This window comes from Acinetobacter sp. YH12117 (assembly GCF_013418865.1).
GTDB lineage: Bacteria > Pseudomonadota > Gammaproteobacteria > Pseudomonadales > Moraxellaceae > Acinetobacter > Acinetobacter indicus.
The window spans coordinates 1-16,955 of record NZ_VPBF01000035.1 but is presented as its reverse complement, the minus strand read 5'-3'; the positions used below and the strand labels follow the sequence as shown (position 1 = coordinate 16,955).

Here is a 16,955-nt window from a genome sequence, read left to right as displayed (position 1 = left end):
GTAAACTACAAGGCAAGTAAAAACGTTATTTTCTTTGTTAAAAAGTGGGAATAGCGTTTTAATTATCCTAAATTTTTATCTAGAAGTGATTTATTAACTATGAAGCCGAATGATGCTGTTTCATCTCTGCCTAACACCCCGACACCAAGTAACCATGCCTCTGTCGATGCTGCGCAGCAAGAACAACAGCCGGGCTTAGATTTTGTGCGTCAGGTCATTACCGATGATCTGGCAGCAGGCCGTACTGAAAAAGTGATCACACGTTTTCCACCAGAACCGAACGGTTACTTACATATTGGTCACGTGAAAGCAATTTGCCTGAATTTCGGGATTGCCGAAGAATTTAACGGTTTATGTAACTTACGTTTTGACGATACCAACCCGGATGCCGAAGAACAAGAATATGTAGATGGTATTGCCAACGACGTGAAATGGTTGGGCTTTAACTGGAATGGCGAGCCACGCTATGCGTCGAGCTATTTTGACCAGTTGTATAGCTGGGCGGTGCAGTTAATTGAACAGGGTGATGCCTATGTCGATTTGCAAACTCCTGAAGAAATCAAGCTGAATCGTGGTTCATTTGTCGAGCCGGGTAAAAACTCACCATACCGTGATGCGTCTGTAGAAGACAACCTGGCGCGTTTTGAACAGATGCGTAATGGTGCGCTGGGCGAAGGTCAGGCGGTATTGCGTGCCAAAATTGATATGGCATCGCCAAACGTACATATGCGTGACCCAATTTTGTACCGTGTGCTACATTCCGAGCATCACCAGACCGGTGACAAATGGAAAATGTACCCAATGTACGACTATGCGCATCCATTATCCGATGCGATTGAAGGCATTACTCATTCACTGTGTACGCTTGAATTCCAGGATCACCGTCCGTTCTATGACTGGGTAGTGGAAAAGGTAAAATCAGCGGCGGTACCACGTCAGTATGAATCCAGCCGTTTAAACGTCGATTACACCATTACCTCAAAGCGTAAGCTGCGCCGTCTGGTGGAAGGTGGTTTTGTTAAGGGTTGGGACGACCCGCGTATGCCAACTGTAGTGGGTATGCGTCGTCGTGGCTTTACTCCGGAAGGCTTGCGTGATTTCTGTAAGCGCGTTGGTGTGTCGAAGTCTGACGGGATTGTCGATGTGGCAATGCTGGAATACTGCATCCGTCAGTCGCTAGAAAATACCGCAGCGCGTGGTATGGCTGTGCTGAATCCATTAAAAGTGACGTTAACCAATCTGCCAGCAGAAATGGATCTGACTCATTCGCGTCATCCAAACGTAGATATGGGCGAGCGTGTCATTCCGCTCACCTCTGAAATCTATATTGACCGTAAAGATTTCGAAGAAGAGCCACCGAAAGGCTTTAAACGTCTGATTCCGGGCGGTGAAGTGCGTTTACGTCATGCTTATGTGATCAAGTGCGACGAAATCATTAAAGATGACAAGGGTGAAATTATTGAGCTGAAATGTTCAATCGACCCTGAAACTTTAGGTAAGAATCCGGAAGGCCGTAAAGTAAAAGGCGTGATTCACTGGGTATCTGCCACTAAAGGCGTGAAAGCTGAAGTGCGTATTTACGACCGTCTATTCACCGAATCTGACCCAGAAGTCGGCGATGACTTCCTGGCGAATCTGAATCCGGACTCATTGAAAGTGGTACAAGCGGTTATTGAGCCGGCTTTAGCGCAAGCGCAAGCAGAAGATCGTTTCCAGTTTGAACGTGAAGGTTATTTCGTGGCGGATCAGTATGATCATTCCAGCGAAACGCCAGTGTTTAACCGTATTCTGGACTTAAAAGACAGCTTCAAACCGGGCAAATAAAAGCGCATTTTGCTAGATGATTGAAAAAGCCTGCTGGACTCAGTGGGCTTTTTTATGCGGTGTTGAAAATGGAAAGTAAACGTTGAAAGGAAGTAGCACGTTAAATTAAAAAAAAATTTGATTTACAGATGATCCGGTGTGTTATTTCTTTTCATCGCGTTTATAAAACAGATGGGTCGGCATCTGCATTTTGGCTTTGTCGCGCAATTTCTTTTTAATATACAGCACCAGGGCAAAACAGGTGGTGGTCAGGGTCAGCATCATGCTGTTCATATAGCTCATTAAGGAGCTGACATAACCAATGGTGGTTAAGCGGTTCATCATCCGGAAGACTTGCGGACTGCTTTCCACGCCGGTAATGGCCCAGGTGCATAAATGTTCGCAGTTGTTGATAATCAGGTGATAATTATTTTCATGCATCCGTGAACGCATCCGGCGCACCACTTTACGGCCTTTATATTTGGGTTGATCATAATGCTGCACATGCACCGGTTTGCCATGACTGAACTTGTCCAGGCTGGTGATTTCGATGGGATGTTTTTTAAATAAATGCGCAAAACCGGAATAATGAATAACACGACCACGTCCGGCATAAATCCCGTGGTGGGTGTAGCCGAAATGTTTGACAATCAGATGCGCCCCTAAAGGGAACCGTGTGTTCTGCTTGAGCATTGTGACATTAGTAAAGTGACAGGTGTATTTTAAAGCTCTAGTGTACTGCTTCTTGGCACAAGAATCGACAGGGAGGCGACAAGAATGGCTGAATTATACAACGATGAACAGGGAACAGTTGTAATGAAAAAGTTAGGACAGTACTTTGCGCAAGTCACGGCCAAGCCGCTGTTAAAACTGCTGATTCTGCTGAGTGCTTGCAGTGCAAACTGGGCGCAGGCACAGCCGCAAATCCACAGCTGGCAGCTGAAACATAGGCTGGGTGATTTTGATGTCACGGAAATCCGATCAATGGCGCAGCTGAAGCTGGTATTAAAGAATACAGCACAGCAGCCCTATCGTTATTTCACTGCGCTCCAGGATGATCTGCAATCGTGCCAGCAGCTGGAATTTGCCATGAATGCCGGGATGTTCCATGCCGATTATGCACCCGTCGGGCTGTATATTGAAGAGGGCAAGAGGGTAAGCCAGTTAAATACCCAGACCCAAGGCTGGGGCAATTTTCTGATTCAGCCGAATGGGGTACTGGCCTGGGACAAGCAGCCACTGTTGATGACCACCCAGCAGTATCAGCAGGCCAATGTGCAACCGAAATATGCCACCCAATCTGGCCCGATGCTGGTGATTGACGGAAAAATTAACCCAAACTTTATTCCGGATTCCGATTCCAGAAAAATCCGCAATGGCGTTGGGCTGAAGGATTCCACCCTGTATTTTGTGATCAGCCAGCAGCCAATAAATTTTTATGACTTTGCCCGGCTGTTTCAGCAGCAGCTTAAGACACCGAATGCGCTGTACTTGGATGGTTCAGTATCTTCTGTGTATATTGCGGCCTTAAAACGCCATCGCCAGTACCGCGCAGTTGGCCTGATGCTGGCGTATATTGATGATTCAGCCTGCGCGACTGAGCCAGAAAAATCTACTGGCCAATAATGCCTAAGGTCTGGGTTTGCTGGCTGCAGAGGCGTTTGGCATCTTCAGTCGACATTTCTTTGATTCCGGCCTCAAACTGTTTTTTCTGGAATTGACGTTGTTCTTCCGAAAGCCCCATTTTTGTGCTCAAGCTGTCCATCTTGTCCCAGGCTTCTTCACATTCTGCCGGCATACGGTCGCAGCCTGTGAGGGCCAGGCAGAGCAGTGGAAGTGTAAGAGCGCCGATCATTTTGTTATTCATAGCGGTATCCTTATTGTTATGTATTGAATTAAAAATACGATCAAGACTGATCTAAGCCCTTGAGCATACATGAAAAAAATTTCAAAACTAAGAAATCTGATTAAAATCAGACCAATAAAAAAGGCACCTAGAAATTCTAAATGCCTTTTTCTGTGGTCAGACTCTGCTATTGCAGGGGTAAATGTTGAAGTTCATTCAACTCTTTACGGCTATAGCCGCGCGAAGCGAGAACCTTTTTAATACCGATAATCACATCTTCATCTGTCGCTTTTGCTAAAGCTTCAAGAAGCTGTTCATTTGTCTTACAAGAGCAATCATTTTCAACACAAGCAATCTGATTCTTATGCTCGTTTTGCTGTTCCTGAGCGAACAGCTTTTGCCAAAAACTCATAGAGCCTTCATTTGCAACCTAACATAGCTCGAAATATAGCCAATTTAAAAATTAATGCAAGTCGACTAAAGTGATAAAAGCAGCAAACAGACTCTAGAAATTTCGATAGCTTGTAACAGTTTAAACGTAATTATGATGGCTATAAGCCTTGATTATAACTAAGTTGCTTATTTTTATAAGAAAAAAGGAAGATTAAAAAATCTTCCTTTTCGGACTGAATAATATAATTTGAAACAAATTGTTTTAGATCTTTTCCAGTAAGACACCAGATTCCACATGATGGGTATAAGGGAATTGGTCAAACAGGGCAAATTGGGTGATCTTGTGGGTGCTGGCCAAAGTCTGCAAATTGTCATGCAGCGTATCCGGATTACAGGAGATATAAATAATCCGCTCAAAACGTTGTAGCAGTTTTAAGGTTTCGGCATCAATACCAGCACGTGGGGGGTCTACAAACACGGTATCAAACTGATAGCTGGACATCTCAATGCCGGCTTCCTGCAAACGGCGGAATTCACGCTCGCCATTGTAGGCCTGGGTAAATTCTTCGGCAGATAAACGCGCCACCTGAATATTGTCAATCTGGTTCTGCTCAATATTCCACTGCGCCGCATAGACTGAAGATTTGGCCAGTTCTGTGGCTAAGACGCGATTAAAACGGGTCGACAGCGGCAGGGTAAAGTTACCATTGCCACAGTACAGCTCTAACAGATCCTGATTGGCGTGTCCGGCAGCTGTACAGGCCCATTCCAGCATGTGCTGGCAAACACGTGCATTCGGCTGGGTAAAGCTGCTTTCAATCTGTTTGTATTGATACTGGCGTTCAAAGACCTGCAGTTCTTCCACCACAAACTCATCGCTCAGTACCAGTTTCTGGCCACGGCTCCGGCCAATAATTTTAATCTGCAGTTGCTCGGCCAGCTGTTTGGCCAGCGCTTCCCACTCTGCAGTTAATGGACAGCGATAAATCAGTGAAACCAGCATTTCACCTTTTAAGGTCGCCAGAAAATGCACTTCAAACAGGCGATTGGATAACAGCGGTTCTGCTTTTAAGGCATTCAGCAGTACCGGCATTAACTGGTTGATGCTGGCATCGGCAATTGGAAATTCATCAATTCGAATGACTTTTTTGTTCTGCTGCTCATCGCGTTCAAACATGGCATAAAACAGGTCATCTTCGGTATGCCAAATCCGGAATTCTGCACGCATACGGAAATGCTGTTCAGGCGAGGCAAACACCTCCAGTGCTGGAGGATTAAATTCGGCTAACTGTGCAGAAATACGTGCAACTTTGGCATCAAGTTGTTGCTGATAAGATGAAGTCATATGCAGTAAAAATCACAAACCCATTGAGACAGGGGATGGTAACAAAGTTTCAGGCAGATGCCTAAAGATATTCTGTGCAAACCTTAAATTGCGGTAGCGTGAGGGAAGAAATCGAGCTTCAGCTCAACAGATCGGCAGATTAAAGCCGGGAAATACATCACTTGCGAGAGCAAAGATAAAAAAAGCCAAACCAACAGAGACCAGGGAGAGTTGGTTTGGCAAAGAGGAATAACACCATGAAAAGGGGTGGCTTTAATCCAGCGTCATCAGGCTGGCGTTCCCTCCAGCTGCAGCAGTATTAATGCTGATGGCCCGTTCAATCACCAGACGTTCCAGCGGAATTTTCGGATCATTCGGTTTGAGATGGCTGATGCCGACAATCGCTCCGGCACGCTGCGCTACCGTTTGCTGTAACTCCAGCAATTGCGCCGAGCTGCCATGATGCAGCACTGCATCGTAATCGCCATGCAGCAAGTCTGGGATCACGCGAATCCGCTGGGCAATCTCTGGCGGCATTTTCGGCAGATATTTCAGCATGAAGCGGTTTTCTGCCAGAACCACCGGCTGACTGCCGACTGCAAAAATCGCCAGTAACTGATGAATCTGATCCAGCTCCTGTTCGGCCAGGGATAGCACGGCATGACGTGGCAAAATCGTATACTGATTACTTTCACCGGTTGGACCAGTCAGATTGAAGCTCTGACCCGTGGCAATTTTCTCCGGCAGCTGAATTAGCTGCTGCGGGAACTCAGCCTGTACCCAGTCCACCAGTTGGTTATACAGGGCAGGCATTGCTGCTGGATGCAGAGCCTGTGCCGCAAATGGTTGAGCCAGTTTTTTCTGCGAGCAGTATTGCATTAAGCGGTAGAGATACAGCGGTCCACCGGCCTTAGGTCCGGTCCCCGACAGGCCTTCGCCGCCAAAAGGTTGCACCCCGACCACAGCACCGACAATATTACGGTTGATATACAGGTTGCCGACTTCGGCCTGGGCAATTACGCTATGAATGGTTTCATCAATACGGGTATGCAAGCCCATGGTCAGGCCATAACCTTTGGCATTGATTTGCGCCAGCAGTTGATCAAGCTGTCCATAACGGTAGCGAATCACATGCAGTACCGGGCCAAACACTTCGCGCTCCAGATCATCCAGATGCGGCAGTTCAATCAGCGTTGGTGGTACAAAAGTGCCGTGTTGCAAGCTTGCATCGCTTTGCTTATTCCACATCAACTGATGCACCGGATAGCCCTTAATGCGCATTTTTTCAATATGACGCTCAATATTGTTCTGCGCTTCCAGGTCAATCACCGGACCAATGTCGGTTTTCAGCAAATAAGGATTACCGACGCGCAACTGCTGCATGGCACCTTTGAGCATGGTCAGTACCGTGTCGGCATTATCTTCCTGCACACATAAAATTCGCAGGGCAGAGCAGCGTTGTCCGGCACTGTCGTAAGCAGAGCTGACCGCATCCAGAATCACCTGTTCGGTCAGGGCTGAAGAATCAACAATCATGGCGTTTTGTCCGCCGGTTTCCGCAATCAGTGGAATGGCACTACCAGTCTGGCTTAAACGTTTGGCCACGGTCTGATTCAGGATTTTGGCGACTTCAGTCGAGCCGGTAAACATAATCCCCTGAATCCGTTCATCCTGACTCAGCTGCGCACCGACTGTTTCACCGCGTCCCGGCAGCAGTTGCAGTACATTTTGCGGAATGCCGGCATCCCATAAAATCTGCACCGCTTGCGCTGCAATCAGCGGGGTCTGCTCGGCCGGTTTGGCCAGAACGGTATTGCCAGCCACCAGTGCCGCGGCAATCTGGCCGCTAAAAATCGCCAGCGGGAAATTCCACGGGCTGATACACAGCACCGGCCCTAGCGGAATGATCTGGGTATTGATGTCCAGATCACGCATTTGCGCGGCATAGTAGCGCAGGAAATCAATTGCTTCACGCACTTCGGCAATGGCATTGCCATAGGTCTTGCCACTTTCGCGGCAGAGGAGCAGCATGAGCGGTTGCAGGCGTGCCTGCATTAAATCGGCAGCACGTTCCAGACATTGTGCGCGTTCATGTTTGGAAATATTGGCCCAGACGGCTTGTGCCTGTACCGCATTTTCTAGGGCCTGATTGACCTGTGCTGCTGTGGCTTCCTGTACATGACCAACAATATCCTGATGCTGAGCCGGGTTTAAAATCGCGTGTACATCGGCACTGTCTTGGGTGGTTAAGCCTTCACCCATGGGCAGGGCAGTCCATTGATGCTGATGCAAACTCTGCGCGGTTGTATTTAATGCCGCCAAGTCCTGATCATTGGCTAAGTCCAGGCCGGCAGAGTTGTCGCGCTGCTCGCCATATAACTCATGCGGTAAGGGAATCGCCGGATGTTTCTGGCCGACTTTCTGTTCCTGTTGAGCCGTGGCTAAAATAGTCTGATGCGGATTTTCGATCAGATCTTCAATGTTCAGGGTCTTATCGGCAATACGGTTGACGAAAGAGGTATTGGCACCATTTTCCAGCAAACGACGCACCAGATAGGCTAGCAGGGTTTCATGGTTACCGACCGGCGCATAAATACGGCACGGCACACCGAGTTTCTGCTGCTGTTTCGAGCCGACCACATTTTCATACAATGGCTCGCCCATACCATGCAGACACTGGAATTCGTATTGGCCAGCGTAGTAACGCGCTGGATCGGCCAGATGATAAATCGTGGCCAGCGTCTGGGCATTGTGAGTCGCAAACTGTGGATAAATCTGTTCCGGTGCCGCCAGTAATTTTTTCGCACAGGCAATATAGGACAGATCGGTATGCACTTTACGGGTAAACACTGGATAATCCGACATGCCATCAATTTGCGCTTTCTTGATTTCGCTGTCCCAATAGGCGCCTTTCACCAGACGGATCATCAGGCGTTTCTGGCTGCGTTTGGCCAGATCAACCACATAATCTACCACATAGAAGCAGCGTTTCTGGTAGGCCTGAATCACAAAGCCAATGCCTTTCCAGTCATCCAGTGCCGGTTCAAAACACAGACGCTCCAGCAACTCTAAAGACATTTCCAGTCGTTCAGATTCTTCGGCATCAATATTCAGGCCAATATTGTAGTCCTTGGCCAGCACCGCCAGTTGCAGCACCTTGTCATACAGTTCGGTATGCACGCGGTCAATCTGGGCACGCTGATAACGTGGATGCAGGGCAGAGAGCTTGATCGAAATCCCCGGACCGGTATAAACATCTTTATCTTTAGAGGCCTGGCCAATGGCATGGATGGCATTTTGATAGTCATCAAAATAACGCTCTGCATCGTGTTCGGTCAGGGCCGCTTCGCCGAGCATGTCATAGGAATAACGGAAACCTTTTTCTTCCAAAGGTTCGGCATGTTGCAGGGCTTCGCTAATGGTTTCGCCGGTGACAAACTGCTCGCCCATCATCCGCATGGCGACATCTACCGCTTTACGGATAATGCCACGACCACTGCGCGCCAGCAGGCCAGTCAGAATACCGCTTAAGCTGTTCTGTTTCGGGGTTTCCATCAGCTTGCCGGTCAGCATTAAGCCCCAGGCCGCTGCATTCACAAACATCAGGTTACTTTGGCCTAAATGCTCTTTCCAGTTGCCTTGATTGATCTTGTCACGGATCAGCAGATCACGGGTTGCGGTATCGGGAATACGTAATAGCGCTTCGGCCAGACACATCAGGGCGATGCCTTCTTGTGAAGAGAGGGAGAACTCTTGCAACAGGCCTTGCACCAGACCGGCTTTACCGCTGGAATTTTTACGTTCACGCAGGGAGTGGGCCAGCTGAAAAGCCAGCTCATAAATTTGGCTGTTCAGTGCATCAGGAATTTCACTGTGCTCGAGTAAGTGGCTGACACATTCACTTTCAGGGCGACGCCATGCCGTATTAATGGCAATTTCTGCCTCATTTTTTTCTTTGAATTCAGTGATGTAATCCAAATGCGGTTTTGCGTCGTCGAAATGGGTTTCGCTATCCATCATGTTCATGCCAACATCCTGTGACGATATATTTTAGTTGAACGGTGTACCTTATATAATTTATGATCACAGAAAATATGCCGAATAACTCACTATAATTTTTGTTATTTTTAGAGATAAATACGGATTATGAATGGAATGATGAGCCTGGATCGCACTGACATTAAAATTCTGGATATTCTGCAAAAAGATGGCCGGATTTCAAATATTAAACTGGCAGAAGCCGTCAATTTATCGCCAACTGCTGCGCTGGCGCGGGTACAGAAACTGAGTAAAGATGGCTTTATTTTGGGCTATGAAGCCAAGCTGAATCCGGAGTTGCTGAATAGCAGTTTTGTGGTATTTGTGGAAATTCTGCTGGATAAAACCACGCCGAATGTACTGGAGGAATTTTCAGATGCGATTTTGCAGCATCCGGAAATTGTGGAATGTCACATGATTAGTGGTGGTTTCGATTTTGTAGTAAAAATCCGCTGTGCCAATATGGAAGAATTCCGCAAGATTTCCGGGCAAATTTTATGGCAGTTGCCGGGGGTGAAAGAAACCCGCAGTTATCCGGTGATGGAAGTGATTAAGGAAAGCTCGCAGCTAAAACTGAAATACCAGCACAAGGCCAAATAAACCGTCATCTTTGTCTGTATTTTCCGTTAAAACCCAAAAGGAGCCGAAGCTCCTTTTTTTATGGATGATCAATCAATTCGGTAGATTGCTGTGCTAGCTGTTCATTTCCTGCATGGCTTTTTTGTACTCGGCATCTGACTGTTCAAAGCGCTCAATCACCTCTGTACTTGGTGCCCGGTCGAGCAGACTGACTATTACAATACTCAGGCTGGCCAGAATAAAGCCGGGAATAATCTCATAGAGTCCGGTATCGGCCATGACATTTTTCCAGACAATCACGGTCATCGCACCGACTAGCATCCCGGCAATCGCGCCTTTCAGGGTCATGCGTTTCCAGAACAGCGACAGAATAATGAGAGGACCAAAAGCCGCGCCAAATCCGGCCCAGGCATAGGCCACCAGACCCAGGACTTTACTCGATGGATTGCTGGCCAGCCAGATTGCCAGCATTGCAATCAACAACACCATAAAACGGCCGACCCAGACCAGCTCTTTTTGTGAGGCATTTTTGCGTAAAAAAGCCTTGTATAAATCTTCAGTTAAGGTACTGGAGCAGACCAGTAACTGGCAGCTGAGCGTACTCATGACCGCGGCTAAAATGGCGGCCAGAATAATCCCGGCAATCCACGGATTAAACAGGATTTTGGTCAGCTCCATAAACACGGTTTCCGGGTTCTGATTCACCACAGCCGCCAGTTCTGGAAATTGCTGGAAATAGGCAATGGCAATGAAACCGGCACCCACCGCGCCGCCCAAGCAGAGGATCATCCAGCTCATGCCAATTTTACGCGCCGCTGGAATGGTTTTGACCGAGTCGGCCGCCATAAAACGCACCAGAATATGCGGTTGTCCAAAATAGCCTAAGCCCCATGCCAAGGAAGATAAAATGGCAATAAAACTTAAACCGGACAGCATCTGCGTGGCATGTGGACGCGCAGTTTCCAGTAACAGACCAATCTGCTGGCTATGATCACCCAATGCCAGATAGGTCATGATGGGAGTAATCAGCAGGGCAAAAATCATCAGCCCGGCCTGGAAGGTATCGGTCCAGCTAATCGCCAGGAAGCCGCCAATACAGACATAGCTGATGGTGGCTATCGCGCCAATCCACAGCGCCGTGGTATAGGACCAGCCAAACAGGCTTTCAAATAAACGCGCACCGGCCACCATGCCGGATGCACAGTAAATCGCGAAAAATACCAGAATCACCAGTGCTGAACTGACGCGCAGAATTTTCTTGCGGTCGCCAAAACGGCTGGTGAAATAATCCGGCAGGGTCAGGGCATTGTTTTGTACTTCGGTATGAACCCGCAAACGCCCGGCGACCAGAAGCCAGTTTAACCATGCACCAATAATCAGGCCGATGGCGATCCAGGCTTCAGATAATCCGGCCAGATAGATTGCACCGGGTAAACCCATCAGCAGCCAGCCGCTCATATCCGATGCGCCGGCAGAAAGCGCAGTCACCACGCTGCCCAGACTGCGGCCCCCAAGAATATAATCCGAGAAATCTGTGGTGGCCTTGTAGGCATACAGCCCAATACCGATCATGGCCACGATATAAAATATAAAGGTAATTAATGTGGGATTCAGTTGACTCATATGCCCATCCTTTGTCTGTAAGCGTTCATCCATCCGAGATGATTTTTTGCGCATTTTTTCAAGGAGCTGATTCAAGCATGGAATTAAAATTACGTTCTGTAACATTTCGACGGGATTTATAGCGGTCTTATGTTGCAGTTTGTAGCTTTAGATACAATTGAAAAAATGGGAGCAATGAGCGGAAAATTATTAAGTCAAAATTTTGAATAAAGCCATAGATATTTTTATTTTTGCAAATATGGAGAGGATCTGTTAAATCTGGCTTAAAAATGGAGTAAATTTACATTATGTTACATCCAGTACATTCAGAAAGAATGTGTAATTAAATATTTCAAAAAGCGTATCAATCTTGTGTAGTTTCAGGCTGGCACAGGTTTAAGATTTTCTTATGCACAATATTGGTGCGAAATAGTGAGTAAACAGTGTGATTACGGTTCAGACAGAGAAAACAAGAATAGAGCATGATTTGCTGGGTGCTAAAGAAGTGCCGGCAGACAGTTATTATGGTATTCATACCTTGCGTGCCTTGGAGAACTTCCAGATCTCCAATCAGCAGGTCGGTGAAAACCTGCATTTTATTCGTGCTTTGGCGCAAGTGAAAAAGGCATCTGCACAAACCAATTTACAGTTTGAGAAAATCTCCCCGCAGGTGGCTGAGGCGATTCAGTATGCCTGTGACCAGCTGATTGAACAGCCTGCTGCATGGCGTGCGCATTTCCCTTTAGATGTTTATCAGGGCGGTGCCGGAACGTCGATTAACATGAACAGCAATGAGGTGATTGCCAATATCGCCTTAGAACATCTGGGTCTGGAAAAAGGCAGTTATTTTTCCATTCATCCAAATGATCATGTTAATAAGTCGCAATCGACCAATGATGTCTATCCAACAGCCTTGCGTTTAGCGACTTATTACAGTCTGGATGATCTGTTCGTGCAGATGCGTAACCTGATTGACAGTTTCTACAAGAAAGTAGCTGAATTTCAGTATGTATTAAAAATGGGCCGGACCCAGCTGCAAGATGCCGTGCCGATGACCTTGGGGCAGGAGTTCCGTGCCTTTGCCACCTTGTTAAAAGAAGATTTAAAACTGATTGACCGGACCCGTCAGTTGTTACTGGAAATTAACCTCGGCGCTACCGCGATTGGTACGGGTGTAAATACTCCCAAAGGCTATGCCCAGGAAGCGGTGCAGGCTTTAAAAGAGATTAGCGGCTTGCCATTAATTGGCGCAGAAGATTATGTCGAAGCCACCAGCGACTGTGGGGTTTTCATCATTTTATCCAGCACACTGAAACGTCTGGCGGTGAAGTTATCGAAAATCTGTAATGACCTGCGTTTATTAAGTTCTGGCCCGCGTACCGGTCTGGGGGAAATCCGGTTACCGGAGTTGCAGGCCGGTTCTTCGATTATGCCGGCCAAGGTCAATCCGGTCATTCCGGAAGTGGTGAACCAGATTGCTTTTAAAGTGATTGGCAATGACCTGACCGTGACCATGGCGGCCGAAGCCGGGCAGTTGCAGTTAAACGTGATGGAACCGGTGATTGCCGTGTCGATTCATGAATCCATCCAGTTATTGACTCAAGCCATGAAAAGTCTGGATGAGAAATGTATTCAGGGCATTCAGGCCAATGAACAGGCTTGCCATGATGCGGTGATGCGTAGCGTCGGTATTGTCACTTTGCTTGATCCGATTCTAGGTCATGCCAAATGTGATGAAATCGGGAAACTGTGTATTGCTGAAAACAAAACCATTCAGCAGGTGGTACTGGAGCAGGAATTACTGACTCAGGAACAGCTGGATGAAATTTTTGCCCTGCATAGTCTGGTCAGTGAGGTAACACCACCGGAAGCAGTTTTTGCCCAAGTCAGCTAAGACACTGACTGCTTCAGTAAAACAGCAAAGGCTCAAGGTCATATATTGGTTTTGAGCCTTTTGTGTTTGGCTGAGGGTTTTGATTCAACTTACAGGGCCGCCAGCAGACGTGGCTTTAACTGTGCCAAACCTTGGGTTGCAGTGGCGGCAATACATTCATATTGTGCTGGTAAATGCTGCTGATTGGCTTTCGGGTCAATATAAAAGGCCTGACAGCTGGCCGGAATTTCATGAACCAGACCTGCCACCGGGTAGACCGCCAGACTGCTGCCAATCACAATAAAAATGTCGGCATCCTGCACCCATTCAATCGCTTGTGCATAGGCTGGTACCGCTTCACCAAACCAGACCACGTGTGGCCGTAGCGGATAACCCGCGTCACAAACATCACGTTCCAAATCCAGCTCGGCGCCTTCAATCGGGTAAAAGCGGGTAGTGGTTTGTGCATCGGGACCGGAGGTTTTGGCCAGCCGGATATTGCCATGCAAATGTAATACCTGCTGGCTACCGGCACGTTCATGCAGATCATCAATATTCTGGGTAATAACAGCCACATCAAAATACTGTTCCAGTTCGGCAATCAATTGATGTGCCGCGTTGGGCTGGGCATTCAGAATATTTTTGCGCCGTTCATTATAAAAACGCTGCACCAGCGCCGGATTTTTGGCCCAGGCTTCCGGCGTGGCCACATCTTCCACCCGATGCTGTTCCCACAATCCATCACTATCACGGAAGGTATTAATCCCGCTTTCGGCGCTCATTCCGGCACCGGAGAAAACAATCAGTTTAGGCATAGGCAGATTCCTGTGTGGCGATACTGTGCGTGACTTCCTGTTGCATCCATTCTACAAATTTCTGAATTAAAACTGAATTTTCCTGACTAGAATGTACCAGATAATAGGAGCGCCGGCCGCTGAGCTGCTGATCTGAGGCCAGTACCAGTTCACCGCTGGTTAATTCCTGCTGAATCAACATTTGCGGGATGAGTGCCATGCCCATGCCATGACTGGCGGCCACAGCCAGCATCGAAAACAGTTCATGACGCTGTCCATCATACGGATGGGCATGCTCAATCTGCTGGGTCTGGAACCATTCCTGCCAGATGGTCGGTCGTGTGGTTTGCTGTAATAAGGGCAGTTGCTGTAATTGTTCAGCAGCCAGGTTATAACCATAGCGATGGCTTTTTTGTGCCGCAGGAAAATGCCGGGCAATCAGCTGCGGTGAGCACACCGGCACCACATCTTCCTTCATTAAAAAATGGGTGTGGATTCCGGGCCAATGATCAATCTGCTGCTGCGTGCCCGCATAAATGGCCGCATCAAAAATATTTTCATTAAATAAAAACGGCTTGGTGCTGGTTTCCAAATGGATGGTAATTTCCGGATAGCGCTGGTTAAAACGATGCAGCTTCGGCACCAGCCAGCGCGTGGCAAAGGTCGGTACTACGCCCAGCTTTAAGGTGCCGCCTAATCCTTTATGCGACATCACATCGAGCGTGCTTTGCTCCAGCCCCAGTAAATAGGGTTTGATACTTTTATAATAATGCTGTCCTGCAGGCGTCAGCTCGACCCCATGCCGGGTCCGGATAAACAGGCTTAAGCTAAGAAATTCTTCCAGCTGCTGGATTTGCCGGGAAACCGCACTCTGGGTAATAAACAGCTCTTGCGAGGCATGGGTATAACTGCAATGCTTGGCTGCCGACTCAAAGCAGAGCAAGGCCTGTAAAGAGGGAATATTACGCCGCATTTCAGATCATCCTTTATCTGCACAGGTATTTGAAAATAGCATAGATGAAGGCGCTATGATCGCCAATTTGGTTATTTTTTATTGTTTCTTCACGGGTTTTAGCATGATGCGCCGCTCCAGTATAAATACGCTTATTTAAGATATGAGGAGAATGCATATCTGCATTAAAAAATCTCGTTTGAAAATATTATTTTTCACACATAGTATCAACACAAACAACGAGAACATTATTCAGGCAGAGGAAGCTATGAATCAAATGGTAAATTCACATTCAGGCCGTAAAGTACATTTTGACTGGCAAGACCCATTCCTGCTGGAGCAGCAGCTGACTGCAGAAGAGCGCATGATCCGTGATACTGCTGCAGCCTATTGTCAGGACAAGCTGATGCCACGTGTATTAGAACAGTTCCGTCATGAAAAAACCGATCCGACCATTTTCCGTGAAATGGGCGAGCTCGGTTTGCTGGGCCCGACCATTCCTGAGCAATACGGCGGTGCCGGTTTAAATTATGTCAGCTATGGTCTGATTGCCCGTGAAGTTGAGCGTGTTGATTCAGGCTACCGTTCTATGGCCAGTGTACAAAGTTCGCTGGTGATGATACCGATTAATGAATTTGGCTCGGAAGAACAAAAACAGAAGTATTTACCAAAATTAGCTACGGGTGAATATATTGGCTGCTTTGGTCTGACCGAACCGGATCATGGTTCTGACCCGGGCAGCATGATTACCCGTGCCAAAAAAGTCGATGGCGGTTATCGTTTAACAGGCGCAAAAATGTGGATTACCAACAGCCCAATTGCCGATGTATTTGTGGTCTGGGCCAAAGAAGTTTCACCTGAAGGCAATGTCGGTGACATTCGCGGCTTTATTCTGGAAAAAGGCTGGGAAGGGCTGTCTGCGCCTGCGATTCACGGCAAGGTCGGTTTACGTGCTTCCATCACCGGTGAAATTGTAATGGATAACGTATTTGTCCCAGAAGAAAATGCTTTCCCAGAAGTCCGTGGCTTAAAAGGTCCGTTTACCTGTCTGAACAGTGCCCGTTATGGCATTGCCTGGGGTGCGATGGGTGCGGCAGAGTTCTGCTGGCATACCGCACATCAATACACCATGGACCGTAAACAGTTTGGTCGTCCTTTGGCTGCCAATCAGTTAATCCAGAAAAAACTGGCTGATATGCAAACTGAAATTGCTTTAGGTTTACAGGCCGCATTACGTTTTGGCCGCATGAAAGATGAAGGTATTGCCTCGATTGAAGGAACATCTTTAATCAAGCGTAATAACTGTGGCAAGGCGCTGGATATTGCCCGTTTGGCCCGTGACATGATGGGTGGTAACGGTATTTCGGATGAATTTGGTGTGGCGCGTCATCTGGTGAATCTGGAAGTGGTGAATACCTATGAAGGGACGCATGACGTACATGCCTTAATTCTGGGCCGAGCACAGACCGGAATTGCTGCATTTTGTAATTAATGCAGAGGAATGGGTACGCCGGATTCATGCGGTCAAAGTACCGGTCGGTGTAATTAACTCGATTGAAGATGCCTTGGCTGAGCCACAAATTCAGCATCGGCAGATGCTGGTTAATTTGCCGCACAGTTTAAATAACCCGGATCCTGCTTAAGCCGATGATTCCTTAATTTGAATTGTTGGCTTATTTTGATGGGTTAATTGATATGCACATAGTGAGGCGTAAATTCCACTCAGAAATCCATGAAGACTACGTGCTTTA

The 16,955-nt window shown here is 47.5% G+C and carries 13 protein-coding genes and 2 pseudogenes; 6 read left to right on the top strand and 9 right to left on the bottom strand.

Annotated features, from left to right (window positions below):
• Positions 1 to 99 precede the first annotated feature (99 nt).
• Positions 100 to 1,824: a glutamine--tRNA ligase/YqeY domain fusion protein gene (locus tag FTU55_RS11750; protein ID WP_016659047.1), complete on the top strand. Its 1,725-nt coding sequence runs from the start codon at positions 100 to 102 to the stop codon at positions 1,822 to 1,824.
• Positions 1,825 to 1,965: 141 nt separating this feature from the next.
• Here the strand turns inward: FTU55_RS11750 and FTU55_RS11745 are convergent, their stop codons facing one another.
• A complete protein-coding gene (locus tag FTU55_RS11745; RefSeq protein ID WP_005178558.1) occupies positions 1,966 to 2,496 on the bottom strand; it encodes a lecithin retinol acyltransferase family protein in 531 nt (176 codons plus the stop codon).
• Positions 2,497 to 2,580: 84 nt separating this feature from the next.
• Here FTU55_RS11745 and FTU55_RS11740 point away from each other — a divergent pair, with 84 nt between their 5' ends.
• Complete coding sequence (locus tag FTU55_RS11740) at positions 2,581 to 3,429, top strand: phosphodiester glycosidase family protein (protein ID WP_180047175.1); 849 nt, start codon at positions 2,581 to 2,583, stop codon at positions 3,427 to 3,429.
• Here FTU55_RS11740 and FTU55_RS11735 read toward each other — a convergent pair.
• The 4 genes from FTU55_RS11735 to putA all read right to left on the bottom strand — a co-directional run bounded on the left by FTU55_RS11735 (position 3,416) and on the right by putA (position 9,392).
• Positions 3,416 to 3,670, bottom strand: a complete 255-nt coding sequence (locus tag FTU55_RS11735; RefSeq protein WP_045795440.1) for a hypothetical protein — start codon at positions 3,668 to 3,670, stop codon at positions 3,416 to 3,418. The two genes, FTU55_RS11740 and FTU55_RS11735, sit on opposite strands and share 14 nt — an antisense overlap.
• Before the next feature lie 166 nt (positions 3,671 to 3,836).
• The gene (locus tag FTU55_RS11730) at positions 3,837 to 4,061 is read right to left on the bottom strand and encodes a hypothetical protein (RefSeq protein ID WP_005178553.1); all 225 of its coding nucleotides are present in this window, start codon (positions 4,059 to 4,061) and stop codon (positions 3,837 to 3,839) included.
• Between the two features lie 243 nt (positions 4,062 to 4,304).
• On the bottom strand, positions 4,305 to 5,387 hold the full coding sequence (gene trmA / locus FTU55_RS11725; protein ID WP_180047173.1) for a tRNA (uridine(54)-C5)-methyltransferase TrmA: 1,083 nt from the start codon (positions 5,385 to 5,387) through the stop codon (positions 4,305 to 4,307).
• A 252-nt stretch (positions 5,388 to 5,639) separates the two neighbouring features.
• Positions 5,640 to 9,392 (bottom strand): trifunctional transcriptional regulator/proline dehydrogenase/L-glutamate gamma-semialdehyde dehydrogenase, encoded by a 3,753-nt coding sequence (gene putA, locus FTU55_RS11720; protein WP_180047171.1) that lies wholly within the window; start codon positions 9,390 to 9,392, stop codon positions 5,640 to 5,642.
• Between the two features lie 129 nt (positions 9,393 to 9,521).
• Here putA and FTU55_RS11715 point away from each other — a divergent pair, with 129 nt between their 5' ends.
• Positions 9,522 to 10,004, top strand: coding sequence for an Lrp/AsnC ligand binding domain-containing protein (locus FTU55_RS11715; protein ID WP_005178547.1), 483 nt, complete (start codon positions 9,522 to 9,524; stop codon positions 10,002 to 10,004).
• 93 nt (positions 10,005 to 10,097) lie between these two features.
• Here the strand turns inward: FTU55_RS11715 and putP are convergent, their stop codons facing one another.
• The gene (gene putP, locus FTU55_RS11710) at positions 10,098 to 11,606 is read right to left on the bottom strand and encodes a sodium/proline symporter PutP (RefSeq protein ID WP_104490403.1); all 1,509 of its coding nucleotides are present in this window, start codon (positions 11,604 to 11,606) and stop codon (positions 10,098 to 10,100) included.
• Between the two features lie 424 nt (positions 11,607 to 12,030).
• Between putP and aspA the strand changes: the two genes are divergently transcribed.
• A complete protein-coding gene (aspA, locus tag FTU55_RS11705) occupies positions 12,031 to 13,479 on the top strand; it encodes an aspartate ammonia-lyase (RefSeq protein ID WP_168405484.1) in 1,449 nt (482 codons plus the stop codon).
• Positions 13,480 to 13,568: 89 nt separating this feature from the next.
• On the opposite strand, the gene FTU55_RS11700 is transcribed toward aspA, so the two are convergent.
• Entirely contained in the window at positions 13,569 to 14,273 is a 705-nt protein-coding gene (locus FTU55_RS11700) for an NAD-dependent deacylase (protein ID WP_016659034.1), read from the bottom strand.
• Positions 14,266 to 15,225, bottom strand: coding sequence for a LysR substrate-binding domain-containing protein (locus FTU55_RS11695; RefSeq protein ID WP_127801448.1), 960 nt, complete (start codon positions 15,223 to 15,225; stop codon positions 14,266 to 14,268). Before FTU55_RS11695 ends, FTU55_RS11700 begins: the two co-directional genes overlap by 8 nt.
• A 247-nt stretch (positions 15,226 to 15,472) precedes the next feature.
• On the opposite strand from FTU55_RS11695, the gene FTU55_RS11690 reads away from it, so the two are divergent.
• Together FTU55_RS11690 and FTU55_RS11685 are read left to right on the top strand one after the other, a co-directional pair.
• The gene (locus FTU55_RS11690; RefSeq protein WP_180047169.1) at positions 15,473 to 16,696 is read left to right on the top strand and encodes an acyl-CoA dehydrogenase; all 1,224 of its coding nucleotides are present in this window, start codon (positions 15,473 to 15,475) and stop codon (positions 16,694 to 16,696) included.
• Positions 16,662 to 16,829: pseudogene (locus FTU55_RS11685) on the top strand (CoA transferase); the annotation flags it as partial. The gene FTU55_RS11690 and the pseudogene FTU55_RS11685, both read left to right, overlap by 35 nt.
• A gap of 14 nt (positions 16,830 to 16,843) precedes the next feature.
• Here the strand turns inward: FTU55_RS11685 and FTU55_RS11680 are convergent.
• Positions 16,844 to 16,955: pseudogene (locus FTU55_RS11680) on the bottom strand (IS982 family transposase); the annotation flags it as partial.